Origin of the sequence: Yoonia sp. F2084L (genome assembly GCF_023015625.1) — a bacterium.
Lineage (GTDB): Bacteria > Pseudomonadota > Alphaproteobacteria > Rhodobacterales > Rhodobacteraceae > Yoonia.
The window spans coordinates 1-21,126 of record NZ_JALKAH010000011.1; the positions used below are offsets into that span (position 1 = coordinate 1).

The following is a 21,126-nucleotide window of genomic DNA, read 5'->3' on the forward strand; positions in this document are numbered from 1 at the left end:
GCTGGAACCCATCGGGAATATCCCGCCTGCAGAAGCCGAGGCAAACTTCTACGCGGCTCTGGAAAGATCAGACATGGCCGCGTAACTAAGACAAATCAGCCTCCGGCAAACCCGGCGCGGTTCACCCCGCGTTGGACTGAGCGGTTTGAGTATACGCAAGATCGCGTGACTTAGTGTGATGCGTTACACTTTTGCCGGTCGCGGCTTCATACACATGGCAAAGCCTTGCGACGAGGATTTCTAGCGGAATGGACGACTCCGGCCCTTTCTGGCTGTCATTTAACAAGATCGCGCGTTGCGCAGCCAGTTCAAGTGCCGCAAGGGGCGGGCGGGCATCTCCCCCGAGCAGCATCCATTGCTGAACAGCAGTGTCGTCAATGCAATCGAAGAGAAGGTTGTACGCACGTTGATTGAGTGTTGTCAGCGTATGATGGTCAAACTCACCCGTCTTGAGCAGATCACGCAAAGCCTTGGAAGCTTTGGCACGTGTGTAGCGATATGGCCCAACCCCATACTCCCAGGCATATTCACCGAGGGCGTACCTTATGTCTTCAAGCGCCGTGGCGTACTTTTCCGTGGTTAGGTCGCTGGGCAGCATTGTTTCAATGTCGGACGGCATTTTGTACGCGTCGACAACGTCAGTTGGCAGAGCCGCAGATTGTTCGTTGGGATGAGTATCGATCTTTCTTGGCATTGAAACTCTAACGTTCGCTCCGACTACTCATCAAGAAGCCGGGCGGCTGGAATGCCCAATGACTTCGCAATCTGTTCCAATACCACAACAGTTGGATTGCGCACGCCGCGCTCCACACCACTCACATAGGTTCGGTGCAAACCGCACTCCAGTGCCAGACCCTCCTGCGAGAAGCCAGCCGCCTTACGGTATTTCTTGAGATTGAGACCGACCCGCTTGCGAATATCCATCCCAATCTTGAGCCATAGATGCACACAATGTATCTACAGACTATGAGTCTCTTTTTGCTTGACTGATGGCGGCGGCGAAGCATGACTGTCCGAACCTTAAAACGGGACGCCAATGCCAGACACCTTACATAATGCCGCGTCAAGCCTGAGAGAACAGTACCTTGAGTATGGTTTTCTTGGAGAGCTTTGCCGCGAGATGTGGAAACGCAGTGTCGAGATGGACATTTTGCGAAGCCACACTGATCGCAGCGGCTACGACGTGCTACTCGAAGCAGATGGAGTTCAACGCCATGTTCAGCTGAAGTCGAGCTTTGTTGGAGCAAAGACGACGCGACAAAAGGTCAACGTCAAACTGGCGGACCGGCCCTCTGGTTGCGTCATTTGGATTCAGTTCGATCCCAAGACACTCGAACTGGCAAACTTCCTTTGGTTTGGTGGTGACCCCGGAGATGCCCTACCTGGTCTCGGCGAAAAAATTGGTAAACACTCCAAGGCAGACAAAGACGGACATAAAGCCAAGCGCAACGGCATTAGAGTATTGAACAAAGGTCAGTTCAAAATCATACCGACCATTGCAAGACTTGCGGATCATCTGTTTGAACCGAACTCAACATAGCAGCCCATGCGCGATGCCGCGTGAACAAATGCGCAAAAGCAGACCCTCGCGGTAGCTCCCATAAAGGTCCGCCACGCGGGACGAAGCTGCCTTATGTGCATGCAGCTATTGCTCACGCAGCATATATTCGCAGTTGCAGCGGCGCACATTTGGCAGTGCAGAACATATCACCGAACCGGCCATTGGATTGGGCAAAAGCGGTTGATTTCCAAACTGACCTTTCTTTGCGGTCGGCGTGAACCATCGAGACGCGGACAAAGCAGCCATTCACAGAAAATGCGCGAAAGGCCAGTTTCGCTGCCGGTAATCAGCGCTGTTGAAATGCAAGTCGGATACCCAGAGCGCAATACAACGTGCCCACAACTTTTCCTTGCCAATGCTGTATTGCGGGGTTGCTGCGCAAGGTTGCTCCGATAGCGCCTGCGCCGACAGCCACCAAAAGCGTGGCAGCAGTCCCCACCACGACGAACAACAGGCCAAGCACCAGGAGTTGCAGGGGGACGTTTCCCTGATCAGGAACAACGAATTGCGGCAAGAACGCTAGGAAGAACATGGCCGATTTCGGGTTTAGCACTTCAGCGAGACATGCCTGTCGGAATGCTTTGCGCGGAGTAATCAGCGGCAAATCAGGCTGGCCCTGGATAGACGTCCGATCGAAGATGCTACGAAGACCAATGTAGATCAGATATCCAGCGCCCAGCAACTTCACTACCAGAAAAGCATTGGCAGATGCCATAACGATGGCCGACACGCCTATGACAGCCAGCAGAGTGTGAATCACATCTCCCAAGCCAATGCCTAGGCTCGTGGCTATTCCCGCCCGCGTCCCCGAGGTGGAGGCTCGTGCCAATGTTAGCAAGATCGATGGCCCCGGAAAGAAAACGAAGCCGACCAGTATTGCAAGATAAGTCAGAAGCACAGTCATATCAGGCATCGCCATCTCCCTATGTCAGCAGAGGTGATTCTACGCGAGGGGTCTAAGGGCAGTAAAGGGCTCTCCACGTCGATGCTTCGCCCGGCGGCGGGACCAGCCCCCATGGGCACGGTCCAGGCGCACTCAGCCATCTGCCGTCGATCGAGAGAGCAACGACGCTGCATTGGGGCTTGTCGCCAGTTGACTATGAAACAGAACAGAAGAAAATGAACGAGGCAGGTGTCTAGAAAACTAGGGGCACCTCACATAGCAAAAGGATGAAGTATTTTTTTGAACGATGTGTGCAATTCAAAGCGACCAAATCGACGACTGGAAAGCTCTCGTGGCGAGTTAGTATATGCAGACGTTCTTGGGGTCGCTGTCATCAAGTGAGCCCGATCTAATGCAACGTTACTTGCTTTCTTTTGAGCAGATCGATTGTTTTCTCGGACATCTGTTGGTTCGCGGTCAAAACACCTTGCTTGATGATCTCGACCTCATATCCTCGCTGACGCGCGGCAAGTGCGGTCTTGGCGACACAGTAATTCATGTCGAGCCCAACAATGCGGAGTTTTCCAACAGCAAGTTGTTTTAGGAGACCGTCGAGTTCTCTCGTCTCAAACGCATCCTGAACACGCTTTACCACCGTGTGGTCGGCAAGGTCATCGAGCGGTGCGATCAACTCGGTTCCGGCCGTGCCCTCGATCGCGAGTCCCTTTCCCAAAAGCTTTGCGACGGCCTTTGTCGATGGAATTGACCATTCGTGCCGCACGCCGATGACGGGCATCCCGGCGGCCTTCGCTTGCTTCACTTCGGCTACAATGCGTTCCTTGGCCTCCACTTTCGCTGTGTCGGAAAATGTACCTGCGTCCCAGAAAGCTGTTTGAAGATCAATCAACAGCAAAGCCGTTTCAGATCGTGCTTCAATTGGCTCATCAACACTTACAGCGCCAATCTTCCTTATGCCGTTTGCAAACCATACGAATATGCCCAAGAGGGCGAGGGCGGGTATTGTCCAGATCATATCAAACTCCACTTATTCTCTGCGTTGAATTTCTCGGTTAGAACTGCGGTTACTTTGGGTGACAGCTTTGCATCTGCGATGATGACCCAATCGACACGTTGTCTGATCCTGCCAGATGGCAGCGGGTTGAGACTGTGGAAGCACGTCCATGTCTTAAGCCTGTCACCGAACGGCAGTTTCAATACCGACGATCCCGGCGGCAGTCACATCCACTTCAACTTTATAAAGCGGTCGTCCGAGTGCCGGAACAATCACTAAAGTCCATGGCGGCATATGCTCGCCAACGACGCGTTTGTGCACCTGAACGTAGCTGTCGATATTTTCCTCATCAACGACATAGCTCGTGACTTTGGCGACGTTCGTGATGCCCAAACCCTTCTCGGCAAGGATAGTGAGGACGTTCTGCCAGGCCAGTTCTGACTGTTCAATTACGCTTTCAGGGCAGCTACCGTCCGCTCGCTCACCCAACTGGCCGGAAAGGGTCATCCATGCCGAACCGGGCTCAATATAGAATGCGTGATTATAGTGACTTGTAGGTGCCGCCATGCCCGCGGGATTTATAGGTAAGTGCATGATCTACCCCCATTGGTTTTCATCGAATGCTACACTTTCTGCTCTTGCTTGCTTAGCCGCCATCCCCAGATCCCCGTGACTAGAATCCCGAGGTTGCCCACGAAGTCGAGCAGCATCCACTGATTCAGAACTGGCTCAACGAAAACAAACCAATAGTTGAACGCGAAGAAGGGTATCGAGCCTGCCAGCCCAAAGACCAGAAAGGTCATCGGTGTAAAGCGCGCCGTCAGCATAAGCGTTCCGGTCAGGACAGCCTGCGCGCCGAAGCAGCCCATGATGAAACGTGCTTGATCCGTTGCTGCGGCGAATTCCGGCAGGAATGTCAGGCTGATGACCATCGCGGGAAAGATCAGGCACCATCCCCCCAAAACAAGAAAGATCAGGGCGAGGAGGAATTGGAGTCGTTGGGCGGTCATGTCGGTTTTCCTTGATCATAATTGGCAATGTCTTGGCTGCCACCGGGGGGCGCCGACGGAGTTGCTTTCTTGCTTTTTGATGCTGGCACGCTGACCCAGCAACGATACCAGAGCGATCGAAAGACTTCTCTCGGAGCGGCAAAACCGGCCTGTTCAAAAAGCGCGTGGATACGGTCCGATGTAACCAGCGGCAGCGTGGGAATGGCCTGAAGCTCCAAATGCGTTGCATCGGCGGTCGCGCCAACATGCCGGGCATGCGCCTTGTAGATTGGCACGAGGCGCTCGAACTCTTCTGGATCATTATGACAGATATCAGCGTGGATGAGCAAACCTCCCGTAGCCAACCGAGCCCGGATGGCGCGCAGATAAGCCAGTTTCGCGCCGTCATCGGCAATATGATGCATCACGAGAAGCGAGGTCGCGACATCGAAAGTTTCGTCTGGGCGCAGGTCGTCAACACGCCCTTCCACGAACTGCACGCTCGTTGCCGGTCCCACAACGCGTCTTGCCATCGCGAGGTTCTCAGCCGATGGATCGACTGCGGTGATTGTTGCTTTTGGAGCGCCGGTGCCGAAAGTCTCGATCTCACGTCCGCCTCCTGCCCCTACGATAAGCACTCGGGGGGTGGCAGAGGGTTGGTCGGCAACCAACGACAGCGCAAGGCGGTAGATCGTGTCCAGACCGGGAACCGCCCGTTGGATCTCGCGATACATCGCGAGGCGGTCTATATCGTCGTTGCGTGTCTCTTGATGTTCGATCTTCATGTTGTTCTTCCGTGCAGGGTGGACCGGCTCCTGGGAAGCCAAGAGCCGGTCCAACGATCAGGACGCGCCATCCGTGTTCAGTTCAACCTGCAAGCGCACGCCGTAGCCGTCGCTCATGCCCAGCAGGACTTGCGTAATCTCTGCGGGGGCCTCGGCATAGTCGCCGGTGCCTCCGGTGACAGCACGGGTGACAGACACGCCGGGATCGGCCAATTCGGGGCCGTGGCTGATCAGCAGATCACCGTCGTTGAAGCGATAGACCTGCCGGGTGATCACCATGGCACCCGTTTCGGTGCGCATGCCATCTGCTACGAAATAACCGTCGCAGGTCCATTCGCCGATCACAAGGTCAGGAAAAGCGGGATCACCATTCGTGAGCGTCCCTTCGACTCCACCATCAAGTGTTCCGGCGGGATAGATGTAGCCCTGGGTGACAAAGGCGTTGCCGTAAGCGGGCATGCCATCATCGAAAACCGGGGCGCTTGCGTAGACGAAACGCGACAAGTCTTCGGCGACGTCAAAGGCGGCAAGCGGGTCCGCATGGGCCGCAAAGGGTGTCGCGGCAACAATGGTAGCGAAGATGAGGTTATTCAGTTTCATGGATTAGATCCTTCTTGCTTGGGTTAGCGCGGATTTGCATTCGCGAGGGTAATGGGTTGCTGGGTGCCTTCGTCTCTGGGGACATTGGAGCGCCCCTTGGGGAGAGCATTCGCAATGATGGACGAAGCAATCCGGTTTGCCGAAATGCCAGCGGCTTCAAAATAGCCGGTAAAGATTGGCTTGTAGCCGGTGAACCATAGACCGGGATTATCGGGATCAGCTTCACCCATGGGATGATGTGGTTGGCCATTTTCACCAAGCACGCCAAGATCGCCAACAAGCGGTTCCAAGCCAGATCGATATCCGGTTGCAGCGATGACAACATCGGGCGTTTCATACATGCTGTCAGCGGTATAAACGCGCGCTCCGTCGAACTTTGTCACACTTGGTGCGATGTACGATTTACCGGCTTTTAGAGCCGCGACAAACCCATCATCAATTGCGAAGGTAACGCCATCGCGCAGTAGTCGCGTACCGCCACCATCGGGATGGCTGAAGAGCCCATACTGCCGCAGATCGCCCAGAAACAGCCGTTCAGTGAGACGGAATGCAGGATCAAGAACCCAAGCTGGCAAAGCCGCAAACACACGCGCCAAGCGATGCAGTGGGAACCCAAAGATCCGTTGCGGAACAACCGCAGGACCGTGGCGTACCGAGACCGTGACTTCAGCGGGATGATGCCGCGACAAGTGGTTGAGGACGTCAGACCCCGAATTGCCCGCACCCACAACAAAAACACGCTTGCCGTTGAAGCGGGATACATCTCCGAGGGCCGAGGCATGTATCAGTTCACCTTCGAAACCGTCCCGCCCAGGCCAATCTGGTATGTATGGCCTACTCTCCCGCCCGGTCGCGACCACGACATTCTCGGCATGAAAGACACGCAAAGGCGTGGTGACTTGCCACCCTGCCGCAGTGCGCAGAAGGTTTGTCACCTCCGCGCCAAAATGGATCGGCGCATTCAGGTGCTTTGCGTAGGCTTCAAGGTACTGCACAACCGTATCGCGCTTAAGATAGACGCCATCGGTGGTGGGTGCTTTCTGACCAGGTAACGCAGCAAACTTGCGGTGGATATTCAGGCGCAGCGCCGGGTGACGTGCCCGCCAGGGTTCAGCGATATTCTGTGCAGCTTCCAGCACCTCGACCCGCACGCCGCGGTCTGACAGCGCGCGCGCAGTGGCTAGTCCAGAAAGCCCAGCACCGATAACGATAGTGCTTCCGTGATGATCGGTTTTCATGTTCTGTCCTTTCGCCCGTCTAGCGCCAAAATGTGATGACATCGGGGGATCGGTCGGGCACGTGATGTTCCAGACCGATATCCCGCAATAGATGCTTTGGAAGCTGTGCAAGTTCGCGCAGTTCGCGACGCTTCTGGCGACGCACTGAGATAGCTGCAATCCGGTCCCGTAAGCGTTCTGGAAGACCGAGGCGATAGCGGTGTGGTGCCGCGATAAGTGAAATCGTTGTCATGTCATTTGTCCTTGTTTGACAGCCGCCCTCAATCGTGGGCGACAAAATATGCATTGAGGGGGTCATGCGGCAGACGATGGGTTTCGACCGATGCAAATCCTGCTTCGGCCAAATACTCTTCGGCGGTTTCAACGCCCCACATGGCCCCAAGCCCGGGACCGCCTTGCCCAATTGAAATCGGCGTGCAGTGCATGCTCGAAATCATGTAGAGCAGCGGCGCAAACGGATTCTCGATGTTCTTTTCCAAGTCCCGCGATCCGCCGATGTCCTGCATCAGGAACACACCCCCGGGACGCAGCGAGCGCTTGGTGATCCGCAAAAACGCCTTTGGGTCAGCCTGATCGTGGACCGCATCGAAGCCACAGATAAGGTCGAATGGCCCGAGAGGGTCACTGGACGACAAGTCGCGTGCCTTGAAATGGAGGTTGCTAAGGCCTTCCGCTTCGGCCCGCATGCGGGTCGCATCGAATGCATCCTCACACAAGTCGTACCCGTGGAAGCGACTGTTTGGAAACGCGCGGGCCAGCGCCATCATTGCCCGACCACCGCCGCAGCCGAAATCGGCGACGTCGATACCGTCCTCCATCCGTTCGATCAGGCCCGGCACAATCGGCAGGATAGCCCCCGTCAGGTTGGCGACCACCAATTGCGCGCTGTCTTCGGCCATGACCTCGTGGAAGCGGTCATAATGGTGATAGCAAAGCCCGCCGCCGTTGCGGAACCGGTCCAGCAATTCGTCCTCGACCGCGGCAGCGACGCAGATGAACTGGGTCGTCACCGCCATGTTGTCCGGGCTGGCCGCACGTGTCAGGACTGCGCCATGTTCGGGTGGAAGCGTGTAGGTGCCGTCCTGAGGTTCGTAATCCACGATACCCGAGGTCACCATCACGCCTAGCCATTCGCGCAAGTACCGTTCGGTCACACCGGCGCGTTCGGCCAGCGTCGTCGAGGTGAGGCCGGGATGAACCGACAGGGCGTCGAAAAGCCCGGCGCGGTGGCCAAGCGAGGTCATGATTGCAACGGCTGCTTCGTTCAGCGTGCCGACAAAGCGATTTGCGAAGGATTCTGCCTTGGCGTCGTCGAATGCGATGGTCTTGGTTTGGTAGGTCATGTGGTGCTCCTGTTCTTTGATGTGACGAAATCTTTGCCGCTTTCTTGCATTGCTTATGGACTGCCAAGATAAACTCGGTTAGAAGCAAAAAAGAACAAATCGGTTGTAATCAGACATTTTAGATTGGTATTTTGAATAATGCAGCTTATAACGACTGTCATCGGCACCCCACTCTCCAGCACCTCGGTCCTGTTTTCGATCCTTGATGTTCTTTCATCAGTGGGGCGGGATTGGGAAATGTTGCACGGGTTGCCAACACAGGTGCCCGTGTTTCAGGCAAGTCTGAGAACCATTGATGGCGCGCCTTATTGGGACGTAAATGGACGTAAGATCACACCCGATGCGATGCTGCCTGAAGACCCTCAGCCTGATCTGATCATCGTGCCGGACATGCAATTTGATCCAAGCGGCGACTTTCCAGAGGGTTACCGCATGATTGCTGACTGGGTCGCGGCGGCCTACCAGCGCGGTGCGATCGTAACATCCGTATGCTCGGGCGCGGTGCTGTTGGGTGCTGCGGGTCTGCTTGACCAAGAAGAAGCCACGACCCACTGGGGCTATGCAGAAATGTTGGGCCGGAATTGTCCAGAGGTGACGGTCCGTTGCGAACGTGTCCTGGTGCCGGTGGGCGAAGGGCACCGGGTCGTCACGGCAGGCGGCCATTCATCCTGGGCTGATTTGATGCTTTATCTTATCACCCGTTTTGCTGGCGCAGATGAAGCGCGACGCATTGCGAAGATCTACCTGATAAATCCACATGACGATGGGTTGTTGAGCTATGCATCCCTGACCTCGGGGCGGCAGCATGAAGACCAGCTGATCGCAGATGCGCAGGTTTGGGCGGCACAAAACTACGATGTTCCAAGCCCGGTGGCCGCCATGGCAGAACGCGCGCAGATGACCGAGCGCGGTTTCCTGCGACGATTCAAGAAGGCGACAGGCCAAGCACCGACTGACTACATTCAAACGCTGCGCGTGGAAGAAGCCAAGCAGCTGCTGGAAACAACGGTGATGCCAATTGAAGAAATATCAGCGGATATCGGTTATTCAGAGCCTTCAAGTTTTCGCGCCGCCTTCCGCAAGCGGGTGGGGCTTTCCGCCTCAGCATATCGCAAAAAATGGCAGGCGTTAGCACCGACAGAGTAATAATCCGTCTGCTCTGAGCACAAGCAAAAACAAGAAATGAAAGAAAGACTATGTCTGATAAACTGATTTGGCAAAGAATTAACAACGTTGGGATGTTCTGCGAGCAGATCACAGGCAAGCACCTGACGAGCGGAGGACTGGAATTCGTGATCTACCCCGACGGCCGGATTTCCGGCACGGCGGACGGCCAGAAATTTTCTGGATCCTGGGTTTGGCGCGATGGCTTCTTTTGTCGCAAAGCCGAGTTGGAAGGCAAAGATCTGGGAGTAGACTGCGAAGTCATCGAAATTTCGAATGATCAAATGCGCTACACGAGAGACAAAGGCATGGGAGACTCTGCAGTTGTCGAGATCGGTAAAAGCGTCCCTGGATAAAAAGAGACTGCTGCTGAAGAAAACGTTCGATGACCTTATATGCCGTCAATGCCCTAAGCCCCAACTAAGGAGACGTAGGCGTAGCCACAATGAAAGCTAACTTTGTCAGCTGTCTGTGAATTCCGCCTCCCATCCTTGCTGCACTCTGCACGAATGGCTGGTTTTCCCGCCGCGCGGCAGCCACAATTCTTACGCTGACGGATCATTTTCTCGCTGCGAGCGCACGCAGCAAGAAAATCAAACTCACAGAATGGGCTCATTCTTGACTTTCGCTTCATATCTATTCGATGGCCGATGTGCGCTATGGCAGTTGGGGGTCCGGAACTTCAGTTGAAAGTCATATCTAGTAGAGGGTTTCTGGTGTTGGCTTCGGTTAAGTTCATCAGAGAACAATGACAAGCCTTTGATAGAATCAGTTGACGTGATGCTGTCTAAGGTGGTTGAATTTCGCCACGAGGTTGAATGGTGCATCAAGGTAAGCGGTATGAGTGTGTTAAGATGTGTCGGACTTTTGTTGGTAGTCGTATCACTCATCGGCTGCGGTAACAGAACCAGGGTAGGAAACTTAGAGCGTGGCCTGATAGACGCGCAGGTCCTTACAAAAAAAGGGTCGACCTGTGAAATTGGTCCGACAGAACCAGATTGTGTACCGATAGAGGGTGCGACAGAGGCCCAGAGGCAAAATGGTTCAGCAGGGGTCACCTCACGAGACATTGTCGCCACAAGCATCTATGATTTGAACGACGTCTCGTACCTCGTCCGTTTCAACGGACGCTTGTCAGAAGAGTATCTAAAGCTATCCGACAGAGTTGCCACGGAGCAGGATGTAGCGGCGTTGAGTGTCCTTTCGACAGCGGCTGTTGCTGCATATGGAGCAGCTACAGACGCTACCGTTAGACAGATAACCGGAGTTGGATTGTTGGGGTTGTCTATCAATCAAGGGGCCGCGTACTTGGACCCTCAAGGAACGTCCGATGCACTTCTTCGAGCGTCAAAGAGATCACTCTGCATCGCTGGAGCAGCACGAAGGTATGAAGGCCAAACAGAAGGTCCATCTGATACCGGATTTGGCATTATTGCCGAAGGTATGATCAAATCGCGTTTCATTTTGCGCGACGAATTGACCAGAGGAAGGTTTCCAGACTACGCGACCTTGGTTGATGATTATGCAACAACGCTTGCGGCAAATATCGAGGCTAACAGGGATCTTAAGAGCGCTGGCTTCTTGTCATCTGCAGATGGCCTCACTCAAGAAGTCCAAGGGTGCCTTTTGCCGAGTTCTGGCACCTGAGTGGCCGGTCTTCAAGTAGCGCTGTCCAACGGTGCTATACGATTGTTGTCAGAGAAGCAGATGATTGGTGGAGTTAACGTTGTGTCATTAAGCACTATCAAATTTTTGAACCGATTATTTTAGGTGGAGTAAGAGATGTCGCAATTTACAAAGCGTCTTGTTGCAGCTGCGTTGGACGAGTGGGAATATTTCGACCGATCCGTAAAGAAGCTCGATGGGACGACACGTGTCGGGAAAGTTGAATATCAAGATGGCGTCTACCTCAGAGTAAACGACTATTGGAAGCTGGTGCACGAACGATATAAACCACAGTATAAACACTTGACAGGCCGCGATCGCGGCTGGCCTTGGTCAGCTGCATTCATTTCCTTCTGTATGGATGCAGCCAAAGCTGGAGATGGATTCAAATACTCCGCAGGCCATGCTCACTACATCAACGCAGCAATTCGTGCTATGAATGCAAACAATGGCGATGCCATCTATCGGGCTCATAAGAAAAATTCTTCCCGTCTAAAGGAAGGAGACATGGTCGCTTATTGGTGGGGTGATCGACGTATCTCAATCGACAACGCGCTTCAAATTGGTTGGTACAACAGCCACTGTGATATCGTAACTAAGGTATCAGATCGTTCAGTAGATGTTATCGGCGGTAATGTTATGCACAGTGTTACCAAGAAAACACTCAGAACCAATTCGAATGGGGAGTTAACGGACACCTCAGAAAAATGGTTTGTAGTTCTTGAGTGCCAAAAGTGACCTTAGCGCAAAAAAGTGAACAAACATGGAGCTATACGCACCTACTGCTCGGGTGCTCGCTTCTTTCTTGCGTGCCATCGACAGCCAGTATCGCTCAAGGATTTGAAGTCGTTATTGCGCCTCAGGGTCAATTTTCCCAAAATCCGGATCTGCCATGGGGGATGCAAGCGCAGGATGCAGCCCGTTTACTGGAAAACAACGGTGGCTTGTTGCTCGTACCTTCCCCAGGCGGCACGCTCATAATCGCTGCTGATCCGCCGATCATCGGCCTCGAAAACACCTATAGATCGTCGAGAGACCAGTTCATATCAAGTTTTGCGGATGGCGGCTTTGATGCAAATGCGTATTCCGCCCTAGCAGAACAGATACAACTTGCCGATACGTTTCGAGAGCTTCAAGGGACAGAAGGAACCATTGACTTAGGTGCCGCCTATGCCGCGGATCTCACCGCTTCATTCCCAGGATCGAAATACAATCCGGAATCTGGTAATTTTGACATATATGGCGTTATTGAGCTCAGCCCAGATGTTTTCCTAAATGCAATACCGGAACAATTCGACGATCTTTCAACTGCTGAAAACCAAGAATTCCGGGACTTGTATGAGCGTCGCAACGAGCTAACGGGCGAAGAACTAGAGAGGTTTCAAAGCTTACTAGACAAAGGAATGGGCATCCCATGGGTTCCTAGGCCAAATCGGCCACCACCCGGTGGAGGCGGAACACAACCTATTGTCGCATCAATCTTCCCATATTCTTGTCCAGATCGGGTGCCTGAAAAAACTCTTCCCGCTGCATGCGAATACATAGTTCCAATTGATCCCAAAAGTGAAACTTGCTCATGCGACTGACGATCGCCACATTTTTGATTGCTTTTCTTTTCAGTTCGGTAGCTCTTGCTCAAACTGAACCCAGCGGCACACTTGACCCAATAACGACGGAGCGAGACCTCTTTCTGGAAGCCGCGAATGCTGCCGCTGCAAGAGCTGCTGAACTACAGCAGCAGGTCGACGAACTAACTGTGAATGATCCAAGCGCAGTACAGGTGATAGACCAATACAATCAGGCGCAGATTGATCATTACAAGTATGAACAGGATCTACGTGAGCATGCTGTTGCGGTTCTCGAGTGGCAACTTACAGCGGGGTGGTTGATCCTATTTTTAGTTATGGGCGTCGCTTCGTTAGGTATTTTTCTCTCTTACCAGGAGGTGATTGGCGGGTTGAGAAAATCCAAAAAGGATGACGAACTGATCAAGAACCAAGAACTTCAAGCTGCCCTCGCCAATGCCAGCGCAAGCGAGAAGACAGAGTTGATACTATCACTTCAAAAAGTTCAGGTAACTTCAGCGGTGACAGGTGTGGTCATCCTCGTTCTTTCACTCGGCTTCTTGTATTTATTTGTTGATCGCGTGTTCAGCCTAAATCCGACCAACCTATCAGAGTCTGATACACGGACAACTGCGGTTTCCGAAGAGACATCCGACGATGAAAGTGAAGTCGAAACCGAAGAGTAAGATAATGCTCGTCGCGGGAGTTGATTTCGAAACAATCTCAGTGATCTGTTAAATTCGCTTCCCTAACCATTTGTAGGTGAAAACCGCGCTGCATACATGATCGCCAGGACCTGAGTTTCGATCTCAGCCACGCGATACATTATGACCTAGCTCCCTGAAATTCAGCCATTGACATGCTAGCAATCCGTCCAGTCATAGGATGAACGTTTGAAACTCAGGTTTCGAACGAATAGATCATCGGAACGATCAAAGAATATGAAGCGGATGTTTGAGAGACGATAACGAAGGGAACGGACTTTCATACACATTGCAACATCGAGCAGATTGGGCTCACTACCGCCGTTAGATCGATCGCAGCATGTTCACTTGGTGGATCGTGCTGCCCCAACAAGCGGCCCATTGCGGACCTTGGCCCGCTGTTCAAGATGCTGCGGTCGCAGCCCGCTTAGCCGTCATTCGCCGCAACCGCAAATTCAGTTGATAGACGAACTCACACACTGCGGACGAAGCATGAGTAATCGGGCTGACCAGGTTGCAGGGTCAGGTTCTTGATAGAGTTGCAGTGGTTTCTGCAATTTGAGGAGAACGAAATGGATTACTTTGTTGGTTTGGACGTATCGCTCCGGTCGGTGGCGGTCTGCGTGATTGATACCAAGCGGCCTAGGAATGCTCATTGAAGCTGAGTACGGCGCAGCTGCATTGACTTGCGGCAGCACTATCAGAGGCTGTAGGCTCAGTGATGAACATAATTTTTGGAATAATTTATGCCGGAAGTTGATTTTGAGGAATTTGAGTATGCCAAAAACCGTGTTCCAGACAGGCTCTATATCTTAAAGAGTTTCAGCTATTCTGGAAAAGAAACGGTTTACCGGCATGGATGGAAAAGGTTCGAGGCCGGACCATTGAAAGAGCTCGTCAAGGATGGTGATGAGTTCATTCTTCATGAAACGGATACGGGCTTCCAACAAATAAAGGCTCGTTTCATAGAAGATGGAAGGGGAATAACCCATCTGCACATTCAGAGGTGGAGTACCAAATCTGGAAACCCGATGGGTGATCAGGTCGTGCTGTACGGTGAGCAAATTTCCAGATTGTTGGAGTTTTTGGAAAATATCCGTCGCTTAGAAATACCCGGGCCTGCAAAATTTAACGTCAACGAGGCCGATTTACAGCTAGTCCACATGCCAGATGCTGAGGCCCGCAAAATTCTTGAAGACCGCCCTGACCTTGTTGCCGAATTTGCACGTAGCCAGATTACGACCGAGGACGTGGTCGCTCTCGCATATCGCCGTGAACAACTGAAAGCCTTTTCAGATATGCTCGACGACTCCGTTGATATCTCAGAAAGCACTTGGCAAGAGTTCTTTGAACGCAACTAGTGGATATTTGGCTATGGGCTCAGCTACATCTTTACGACCGGGCTAGATGGACGCGCACTTCAACAAACGATCCGTGAGTCCAGTCTCGTTGCGCCGGGCAAGATTCCAGATGGGATCATGAAGACTCGCGCCGCCATAAGTGCGCTGTGCCTAGTGGAGATCAAAAAGAGCTCGACGGGGCTTCTGAAAAAAATCGAGTACCGCTCTGGAACATGGGTGCCAACGGCGGAACTCAGTGGGGCGGTGGCTCAGTGCCAAGAGACTTTGCGCACGGCGACTGATGCTCTGGATACATATCATCGCTTTTCCGACGAGCAAGGCAACCTGACGGGAGAGGAACTGATGTCGGTTCAGCCCAGATCATTTTTGGTGATCGGCAATCTTGCCCAGTTCCAAACCGAACACGGCGTGAATGCATCGCGTTACCAAGCTTTCGAAGGCTTCCGTCGAAATCTTCGCCAACCCGAGATCCTCACCTTTGACGAGCTGTACGAGCGGGCACGGTTCATCGTTGATCATACTGAAAATTCAGGCGTGTCTAGTGAGAATGAGGACGGAGGGGACATTCCATTCTAAGTGTCATGCGTCCTACATAATCCGTATGCGTTTCGGAAAGGACTGGAGTTGATACGAGCTAACAAGCTGACTATCGTCATAGTTGCCGAGCTCAAGCATTGAATTAAGGGATTTTATTAATGGTCACCAAAGCAGACTTCAAGAATGCTGCTAAACTAGCCGTTCAGAATGTTATTAAACACGGTGATACCGACATATTTCCATTTCCGTTTGAAAATCATGCGTTTTTTGACAAGGAAGAACAGGCGGTTGACTTAGTTGTTGAGTACGATGAGAATTTTGACCAATATTTGAACCAGTTTCCACCGAAAAATGTCAGCTCGTTGACGCCGGTCACGTACTCGGGTTTTCGATGGGCCACTCAAATTGACCCGATGTGGAATGCACATTTTCTCGCCTCCGTTACAGCAATCGGAGAGTCGATTGAGCGGGCCAGAGTCGGTCGTGAGAATGAGGCGGTTTTTTCTTATAGATTTGAACCAAACTCGGAAACTGGGGACGTTTTCTCTCGTGAAATTGGTTGGCTGCAGTTCATGAGAAAGTCATTGGAATTGGCTGAAATTCATCCTTTTACTGTGATCTGCGATATCTCTGAGTTCTATCCTAGGTTAGGTCACCACAGGCTAGAAAACGCTCTCAGACAAGTGGCTGGAGAGACCCCATATCCCAAGAGAATAATGAACTTTCTTTCAAACTTCTCCAACACAAACTCGTTTGGCTTGCCCATCGGTGGACCAGCGGCCCGGCTACTTTCGGAGATTACCATCAATCAAGTTGATCGCCTGCTCCAATCGAAAGGTATCGTATTTACTAGATTTGCAGATGACTACCATTTGTTTGCCCAAACAAAAGAGGATGCTTACCGTAACCTCATTTTTCTGTCTGAGAAGTTATTCATAAATCAGGGACTTACCCTACAGAAGTCAAAGACAAGAATTATGACGTCAACAGAGTTTAAGGCTACGAGTCCAATCAAGGATGAACAGAAGCCTGAAGACGAGCAGGCCGCAGATGCAGCAATTGACCACTCACGCAGCACCCTAATGCGCTTTTCGCTTAGGTTCGACCCTTACTCACCAACCGCTGACGACGACTACGAAGCGCTGAAGGCAGAGGTCCGGAAATTTGATATTATAGGCATGCTTAAAGAAGAATTGGCCAAGAGCCGCGTTCACACGTCTTTGGCTCGGAAGATAATTGCCGCAATCAAGTTTCTTGAGGGTAAGTCGAAACAGGATGCGGTATTGTCTGTGATGGACAACTGCGATGTCCTTTACCCGATTTTCTCATCGGTGTTGATGATGATCGATGACCAGTTTGATCATCTAGAAGAAGCTACCCAAAATGCAGTATTGAACAAAATTCATCAACTTATTGATCAAGACTCTCACGTCTTTAGAGTCGATATGCACATGAGCTTCGCGATCCGTGTCCTAGCTCATAGTAATACTCCCCAAGTCCAGTTCCTGCTCCAAAAGTTGTTTGATAGTCGGCCTTCGGAGCTTATCCGGCGGGACATCATTCTGGTTATGGCCCGTTGGGGTGAATGGTATTGGCTGTCCGACCTTAAGAACCGTTACCGAGAGTTGAGCGCGCCAGAGAGACGGGCATTTATCGCGTCCTCCTTTATCTTAAAGGACGAAGGCAAGCACTGGCGAGATCATATGAAAAAGGAGTTTGATCCTTTTGAGATGCTCGTTTTGAAGTGGGCCGGAGAGAAGATGCAGGCACAGCAGAACTGGAGTGTCCCGTTGTGATTGACGCTGCAACCTTCTCGTCAACGTACAGTGCCTTTTGGGCAGAAGCCGCCCCAATGTTGGAGCATTTCACCCGACGCTTGAATCTTGAGTATCTAGATCGGTTTGATGTCCCTATGAAATCGGAAAAGACAGGCCGCAAAGCACTGATCGCGGAATTTGCATTTTCTATGATGGTGGAAGTTCTCCGATGTGCAGAAAAACCGACAAATTCAGCAAAGTTACACGAAAATGCTTGGAACGATACAAGACGTAGACTCAGACCTTTTCTTGGACAAGGCGTAGATCTGGATGCGCCGTTGCAGCAAAGCGAGAAAGCAGAGGCCGCAGAAATTGAGAAGAGGCTAATAGCGTTCTTCAAAGGCACCAACCTACCGATGAAAACTCGTCCTCTGTTTAAGGGGTGTGGATTTGTAGACGCCTCTGAGGGCGACATCTTAACCAAATCAACGCTGTTCGAGGTGAAGACCGTCGATCGGTCTTTTAGAGGAGCCGACTTAAGACAACTTTTGACTTACGCAGCGCTAAACTCAGCATCGCGCGAAGCTGAAATCCCTTCCATTGGCTTGGTAAACCCCAGGCGAGGTGTATCATTTGAAATGTCAGTTGGTCAGCTTTGTGTCGATATTTCCGGTCGTTCTGCAGAAGATTTGTTCGCAATGATTGTGCAAGTTTTCTCGAGTGGCGAGCTTTCCCGTTAGTTGGGTCGGTGACATTTATTGGTTGAGACGCGACGAAGGTAGAAACAGGTAAAATGACCAATGGAACGTCTGCTTTCTTTGGAACACCCCTTAAGTCTAGTTGCTGCAGCGAACGACCTTTCTCCGCCCTCTGTCCCGCATTGGCCACAAGCGTTCCGATATGTGAGGTCTACACGCTTGAGGCCAATGCTACTGTTAAATGTCATGCAACCGATGCCGAACAGTAATTAAAGGCAGTGCCGAGTGAGTTTGTAATGAGCAGTCCCCACCACGGAATGCTCTTGCAGCCTCTTCCGCAAAGGTCTCGACAGCGTAGCGTCTTGGACGTTCGGGGGCAAATAGACGACCGGTGGGATTTTATTGAAGACACCGCTCAGCCCGGGCATGGCCGCTTTTGCGCCGACTTGTCAGGATATCAAGTACAGCGCCTATCAGGAACCAATGCCAACAGTTGGTTGGATCAGTTCTCGTTGGCTCTAGTGGGACAGCTGTGCGAAAACTTGGGGATGGCGCTCTTGCATAGCAAGAAGCGATCTATTGTTTCTTGCACCCCGGAAGAGGTGGCAATCGCGACCGAATTTGGTTTCAACGCGGCGCGGAAAGGCCCAACCGGAATTCAAAGTGCATTAAGACAAGCTCGTCGAGGGTCGGCCACAGCTGGCAGCACTTTCTCCAGCGATTTTTTAATTTTTTACACATGGCTCAAGCGTATCCAAAGGGCTGGCATCGATTGCGGACCTATTCTGGAAGCAGTCGCGCAATTCAGTTTTGAAGAGTATTCATTTGACGCAGGAGAGCGTTTTCTAGGCAGGGTTTGCCCAGAAAGGCAAAACTACTGTCCGGCGTCGCTGGCGAGAGACTACGGACTGAACATTGTCATCGCCCGAAAAATCCTCAGAGAATTGCAATGTGACTTCCGACCGTACAAGATTCCCATGGTCAAAGCGGACCACACTATTCCGATTGTTGAACGGTTTTGCCGGTCGCTGTTGCCATACGAGGCAGAACGCGCTCTGGGTGTTGATAGGGTAGTGTTGGCACGTTTGGTTGAAAAAAACTTACTTTCCGCGCCCCTGCAAATACCGGACTGCAATGAGCGATATGACTCATTTGACATATCACAGTTTCAGCAGAAAATGTTTTCACACAGTGACTCTGTCGATATTCAGTCGGAGGGGTTCGCATCACTGAGAGCGTTGCGGACAATGTACTCCGTTCGACTTGACACAATGTGCCAATGGATTTGCTCAGGTTCTATGACAAGAGTGGAGCACTGCAAGTGTGCAACGTCGTTTCAGGATATCACTCTAAATATTGAAGAAGTCCGCAGCAAATTGGCGCAATCGCAGCGGCCGGATTTTTCTAAGACAGACCTGAAATCGATACTCCACATCAACGATACGACGGTCGCATACTTGGTCCGGGAGAAACTGATTTCTGGCGAACGGCTAAAAAACAACTTCAACAACAAGGTTGAACATCGGTTCTGGGCAGAGGACATTGATGGTTTTCTTCAAAAGTATGTACCGCTCGGGCTCCTCGCCAAGACGCTGTTCATGCAGCCATTTGCGGTCCAGCAAAGGCTCGCGAATGATGGTATTTTGCCTTTGGAAATTCCAAAAAAGTGCAACCGTATATTCTGGCGCAACGATCTAACTGACGAACTCCGGCGTGCGCCACTCGATTGGCGCAGTCTAGTAAGGGAATCCGCACTGCCATAGGTCGAGTACGTAAAGAATAGTGGCCCCAATGTTCACGCCATTGGAGCCACAAATGAAAATTGAAGACCAAGCCAAATTCTTTCTTGCCAGCATGACCTTACTGGGCGCTGGCGTTGCATTCACACTCAAGTTTTTGCTTGATGCGCAGGACTACCCCGAGCTGTCACTTGTGATGTTGGGTATTGTTGCGTTTTTCATTGGCGCAATGGCCTTCGCTGCTGCGCTCGCCATCTGGGGCTTTGTGTTTGCGGATGTCGCAACATCCATCAAAACAATGTGGTCGACGGCAAGCTTGAGAGGCCAGGTCGGACTGGTTGCTATTGTAGTGTCTCTGTCTGCGGCGATGGTTGTTTTGGTAATCATCGCTTGGGCTACCTTTCAGTTTTCGGTGCAGAATCTCAGCGGTTCGTTGTCGAGCTTCCGCGAACATCTGCAAGAACAGATCGACCAGATTTAGGGAACATTGACGGAACAGCGAGCATCTTCCTGCCTTACTGGCGGGGCGTTACGCCCTCCAAGTTCATGATTGCGTGTCGATAAGTGCAAAACCTCTGTCGGCGGAGTATCGTAAGTATATGATTTCATTTGATATGATCACAGCATAAATTCATAACTGACTGTCGTTCGACAGTTATTGTCATTGGACCATAAGAGTGCCGATTTGGAGCATAACAACAATCATCTCAAGCGGGCTATTGCCAATCAAATGATCTATTGTGATTCTGACCACGAAAAACAGGATATGGGATTTAGTCTTGCGATTTATAGTAGATTTCAAAGAGGGAAAGTCATCAAGAACCGGCCGCTTTCCACATGCTGTGTTGGTGCAGGATAACTGGGATGACTATGGCTATAAGTCGACTTTCCACGTCACTCTCCATCTTTCAAAAAAAAGAGAGCATCGACCTTGGAAGTGTAAAAATCGTTGAAGTCGATCAGACCGGTGGCTATACAGACATGCCTCGAAAGCCCTTCACTCAGCTAGATGAAGGATTTGCATCTCTTGGAGCGGACCTCGACTACTATGAGACGCTTTACAAGCTTGGTCGGGAGGTTTTCGAACCCTATTTGAGTGCTCTTCATGACATCGCGTATGATGATGATGCCAAAGCGTTGGTCGAGGACACTGAAGGCTATCGTGTATCGCTGCTCAGGTTTAGCGGTGCGAAGCGAACAATTACTGATGCCGCGCGCCTTTTACAGGCCCCAAAACGTCCAAGCCCGCGACGACGCCGCGGTTTCATGATGAAGTTCAAGACGCGCGCCTCAGATTTCTCAAACTCATTCACTGTCGACTTTGATTTTCGCCGTATTGGCCGATTGCCCAATAGGATTAACGCGCTGATCGGCTACAATGGAACAGGAAAAACACGGTTGCTGAACCGCGCCGGGTTTGCCGGAGGCTGATTTGTCTTAGTTACGCGGCCATGTCTGATCTTTCCAGAGCCGCGTAGAAGTTTGCCTCGGCTTCTGCAGGCGGGATATTCCCGATGGGTTCCAG

General features: G+C 51.8%; 25 protein-coding genes. 14 read left to right on the plus strand and 11 right to left on the minus strand.

Annotation, left to right across the window (positions count from 1 at the left end):
- Nucleotides 1-121 precede the first annotated feature (121 nt).
- Both MWU60_RS19340 and MWU60_RS19345 read right to left on the minus strand, forming a co-directional pair.
- The gene (locus tag MWU60_RS19340) at nt 122-694 is read right to left on the minus strand and encodes a hypothetical protein (RefSeq protein ID WP_247229078.1); all 573 of its coding nucleotides are present in this window, start codon (nt 692-694) and stop codon (nt 122-124) included.
- A gap of 23 nt (nt 695-717) precedes the next feature.
- Nucleotides 718-924 (minus strand): helix-turn-helix transcriptional regulator, encoded by a 207-nt coding sequence (locus tag MWU60_RS19345; protein ID WP_247229079.1) that lies wholly within the window; start codon nt 922-924, stop codon nt 718-720.
- 112 nt (nt 925-1,036) lie between these two features.
- On the opposite strand from MWU60_RS19345, the gene MWU60_RS19350 reads away from it, so the two are divergent.
- Nucleotides 1,037-1,540 (plus strand): hypothetical protein, encoded by a 504-nt coding sequence (locus MWU60_RS19350; RefSeq protein WP_247229080.1) that lies wholly within the window; start codon nt 1,037-1,039, stop codon nt 1,538-1,540.
- Between the two features lie 307 nt (nt 1,541-1,847).
- Here the strand turns inward: MWU60_RS19350 and MWU60_RS19355 are convergent, their stop codons facing one another.
- The 9 genes from MWU60_RS19355 to MWU60_RS19395 all read right to left on the minus strand — a co-directional run bounded on the left by MWU60_RS19355 (nt 1,848) and on the right by MWU60_RS19395 (nt 8,411).
- Entirely contained in the window at nt 1,848-2,474 is a 627-nt protein-coding gene (locus tag MWU60_RS19355; protein WP_247229081.1) for a LysE family translocator, read from the minus strand.
- 379 nt (nt 2,475-2,853) lie between these two features.
- Nucleotides 2,854-3,477, minus strand: a complete 624-nt coding sequence (locus tag MWU60_RS19360) for an isochorismatase family cysteine hydrolase (RefSeq protein ID WP_247229082.1) — start codon at nt 3,475-3,477, stop codon at nt 2,854-2,856.
- Nucleotides 3,478-3,639: 162 nt separating this feature from the next.
- Nucleotides 3,640-4,050: a Rid family hydrolase gene (locus tag MWU60_RS19365; RefSeq protein WP_247229083.1), complete on the minus strand. Its 411-nt coding sequence runs from the start codon at nt 4,048-4,050 to the stop codon at nt 3,640-3,642.
- Nucleotides 4,051-4,079: 29 nt separating this feature from the next.
- On the minus strand, nt 4,080-4,466 hold the full coding sequence (locus MWU60_RS19370; protein WP_247229084.1) for a hypothetical protein: 387 nt from the start codon (nt 4,464-4,466) through the stop codon (nt 4,080-4,082).
- On the minus strand, nt 4,463-5,230 hold the full coding sequence (locus MWU60_RS19375) for a class I SAM-dependent methyltransferase (protein ID WP_247229085.1): 768 nt from the start codon (nt 5,228-5,230) through the stop codon (nt 4,463-4,465). Before MWU60_RS19375 ends, MWU60_RS19370 begins: the two co-directional genes overlap by 4 nt.
- A gap of 57 nt (nt 5,231-5,287) precedes the next feature.
- Nucleotides 5,288-5,830, minus strand: a complete 543-nt coding sequence (locus MWU60_RS19380; protein WP_247229086.1) for a hypothetical protein — start codon at nt 5,828-5,830, stop codon at nt 5,288-5,290.
- 23 nt (nt 5,831-5,853) lie between these two features.
- Nucleotides 5,854-7,068, minus strand: a complete 1,215-nt coding sequence (locus tag MWU60_RS19385; protein ID WP_247229087.1) for an NAD(P)/FAD-dependent oxidoreductase — start codon at nt 7,066-7,068, stop codon at nt 5,854-5,856.
- Between the two features lie 19 nt (nt 7,069-7,087).
- Nucleotides 7,088-7,300, minus strand: a complete 213-nt coding sequence (locus MWU60_RS19390; RefSeq protein WP_247229088.1) for a DUF1127 domain-containing protein — start codon at nt 7,298-7,300, stop codon at nt 7,088-7,090.
- Nucleotides 7,301-7,328: 28 nt separating this feature from the next.
- Complete coding sequence (locus tag MWU60_RS19395) at nt 7,329-8,411, minus strand: class I SAM-dependent methyltransferase (RefSeq protein ID WP_247229089.1); 1,083 nt, start codon at nt 8,409-8,411, stop codon at nt 7,329-7,331.
- A gap of 138 nt (nt 8,412-8,549) precedes the next feature.
- On the opposite strand from MWU60_RS19395, the gene MWU60_RS19400 reads away from it, so the two are divergent.
- The 13 genes from MWU60_RS19400 to MWU60_RS19460 all read left to right on the plus strand — a co-directional run bounded on the left by MWU60_RS19400 (nt 8,550) and on the right by MWU60_RS19460 (nt 21,032).
- Nucleotides 8,550-9,557 carry a helix-turn-helix domain-containing protein gene (locus tag MWU60_RS19400; RefSeq protein ID WP_247229090.1) on the plus strand — a complete coding sequence of 336 codons (1,008 nt, stop codon included), beginning with the start codon at nt 8,550-8,552 and terminating at the stop codon, nt 9,555-9,557.
- 50 nt (nt 9,558-9,607) lie between these two features.
- Nucleotides 9,608-9,931 carry a dihydrodipicolinate reductase gene (locus MWU60_RS19405; RefSeq protein WP_247229091.1) on the plus strand — a complete coding sequence of 108 codons (324 nt, stop codon included), beginning with the start codon at nt 9,608-9,610 and terminating at the stop codon, nt 9,929-9,931.
- Nucleotides 9,932-10,334: 403 nt separating this feature from the next.
- A complete protein-coding gene (locus tag MWU60_RS19410) occupies nt 10,335-11,222 on the plus strand; it encodes a hypothetical protein (RefSeq protein ID WP_247229092.1) in 888 nt (295 codons plus the stop codon).
- Nucleotides 11,223-11,357: 135 nt separating this feature from the next.
- On the plus strand, nt 11,358-11,978 hold the full coding sequence (locus MWU60_RS19415; RefSeq protein WP_247229093.1) for a DUF2272 domain-containing protein: 621 nt from the start codon (nt 11,358-11,360) through the stop codon (nt 11,976-11,978).
- Between the two features lie 71 nt (nt 11,979-12,049).
- Nucleotides 12,050-12,826, plus strand: a complete 777-nt coding sequence (locus MWU60_RS19420) for a hypothetical protein (protein ID WP_247229094.1) — start codon at nt 12,050-12,052, stop codon at nt 12,824-12,826.
- On the plus strand, nt 12,817-13,491 hold the full coding sequence (locus tag MWU60_RS19425) for a hypothetical protein (RefSeq protein WP_247229095.1): 675 nt from the start codon (nt 12,817-12,819) through the stop codon (nt 13,489-13,491). The genes MWU60_RS19420 and MWU60_RS19425 overlap by 10 nt, the downstream gene beginning before the upstream one ends.
- Nucleotides 13,492-14,255: 764 nt before the next feature.
- Nucleotides 14,256-14,870 carry a hypothetical protein gene (locus MWU60_RS19430; RefSeq protein ID WP_247229096.1) on the plus strand — a complete coding sequence of 205 codons (615 nt, stop codon included), beginning with the start codon at nt 14,256-14,258 and terminating at the stop codon, nt 14,868-14,870.
- A 102-nt stretch (nt 14,871-14,972) separates the two neighbouring features.
- The gene (locus MWU60_RS19435) at nt 14,973-15,446 is read left to right on the plus strand and encodes a Shedu immune nuclease family protein (protein ID WP_348644720.1); all 474 of its coding nucleotides are present in this window, start codon (nt 14,973-14,975) and stop codon (nt 15,444-15,446) included.
- A 119-nt stretch (nt 15,447-15,565) separates the two neighbouring features.
- A complete protein-coding gene (locus MWU60_RS19440; protein ID WP_247229098.1) occupies nt 15,566-17,203 on the plus strand; it encodes an RNA-directed DNA polymerase in 1,638 nt (545 codons plus the stop codon).
- On the plus strand, nt 17,200-17,904 hold the full coding sequence (locus MWU60_RS19445) for a hypothetical protein (protein ID WP_247229099.1): 705 nt from the start codon (nt 17,200-17,202) through the stop codon (nt 17,902-17,904). Before MWU60_RS19440 ends, MWU60_RS19445 begins: the two co-directional genes overlap by 4 nt.
- 254 nt (nt 17,905-18,158) lie before the next feature.
- Nucleotides 18,159-19,625, plus strand: coding sequence for a hypothetical protein (locus MWU60_RS19450; protein ID WP_247229100.1), 1,467 nt, complete (start codon nt 18,159-18,161; stop codon nt 19,623-19,625).
- A gap of 52 nt (nt 19,626-19,677) precedes the next feature.
- Complete coding sequence (locus tag MWU60_RS19455) at nt 19,678-20,082, plus strand: hypothetical protein (RefSeq protein WP_247229101.1); 405 nt, start codon at nt 19,678-19,680, stop codon at nt 20,080-20,082.
- A gap of 383 nt (nt 20,083-20,465) precedes the next feature.
- Nucleotides 20,466-21,032, plus strand: a complete 567-nt coding sequence (locus MWU60_RS19460; protein ID WP_247229102.1) for a hypothetical protein — start codon at nt 20,466-20,468, stop codon at nt 21,030-21,032.
- Nucleotides 21,033-21,126: the final 94 nt, after the last annotated feature.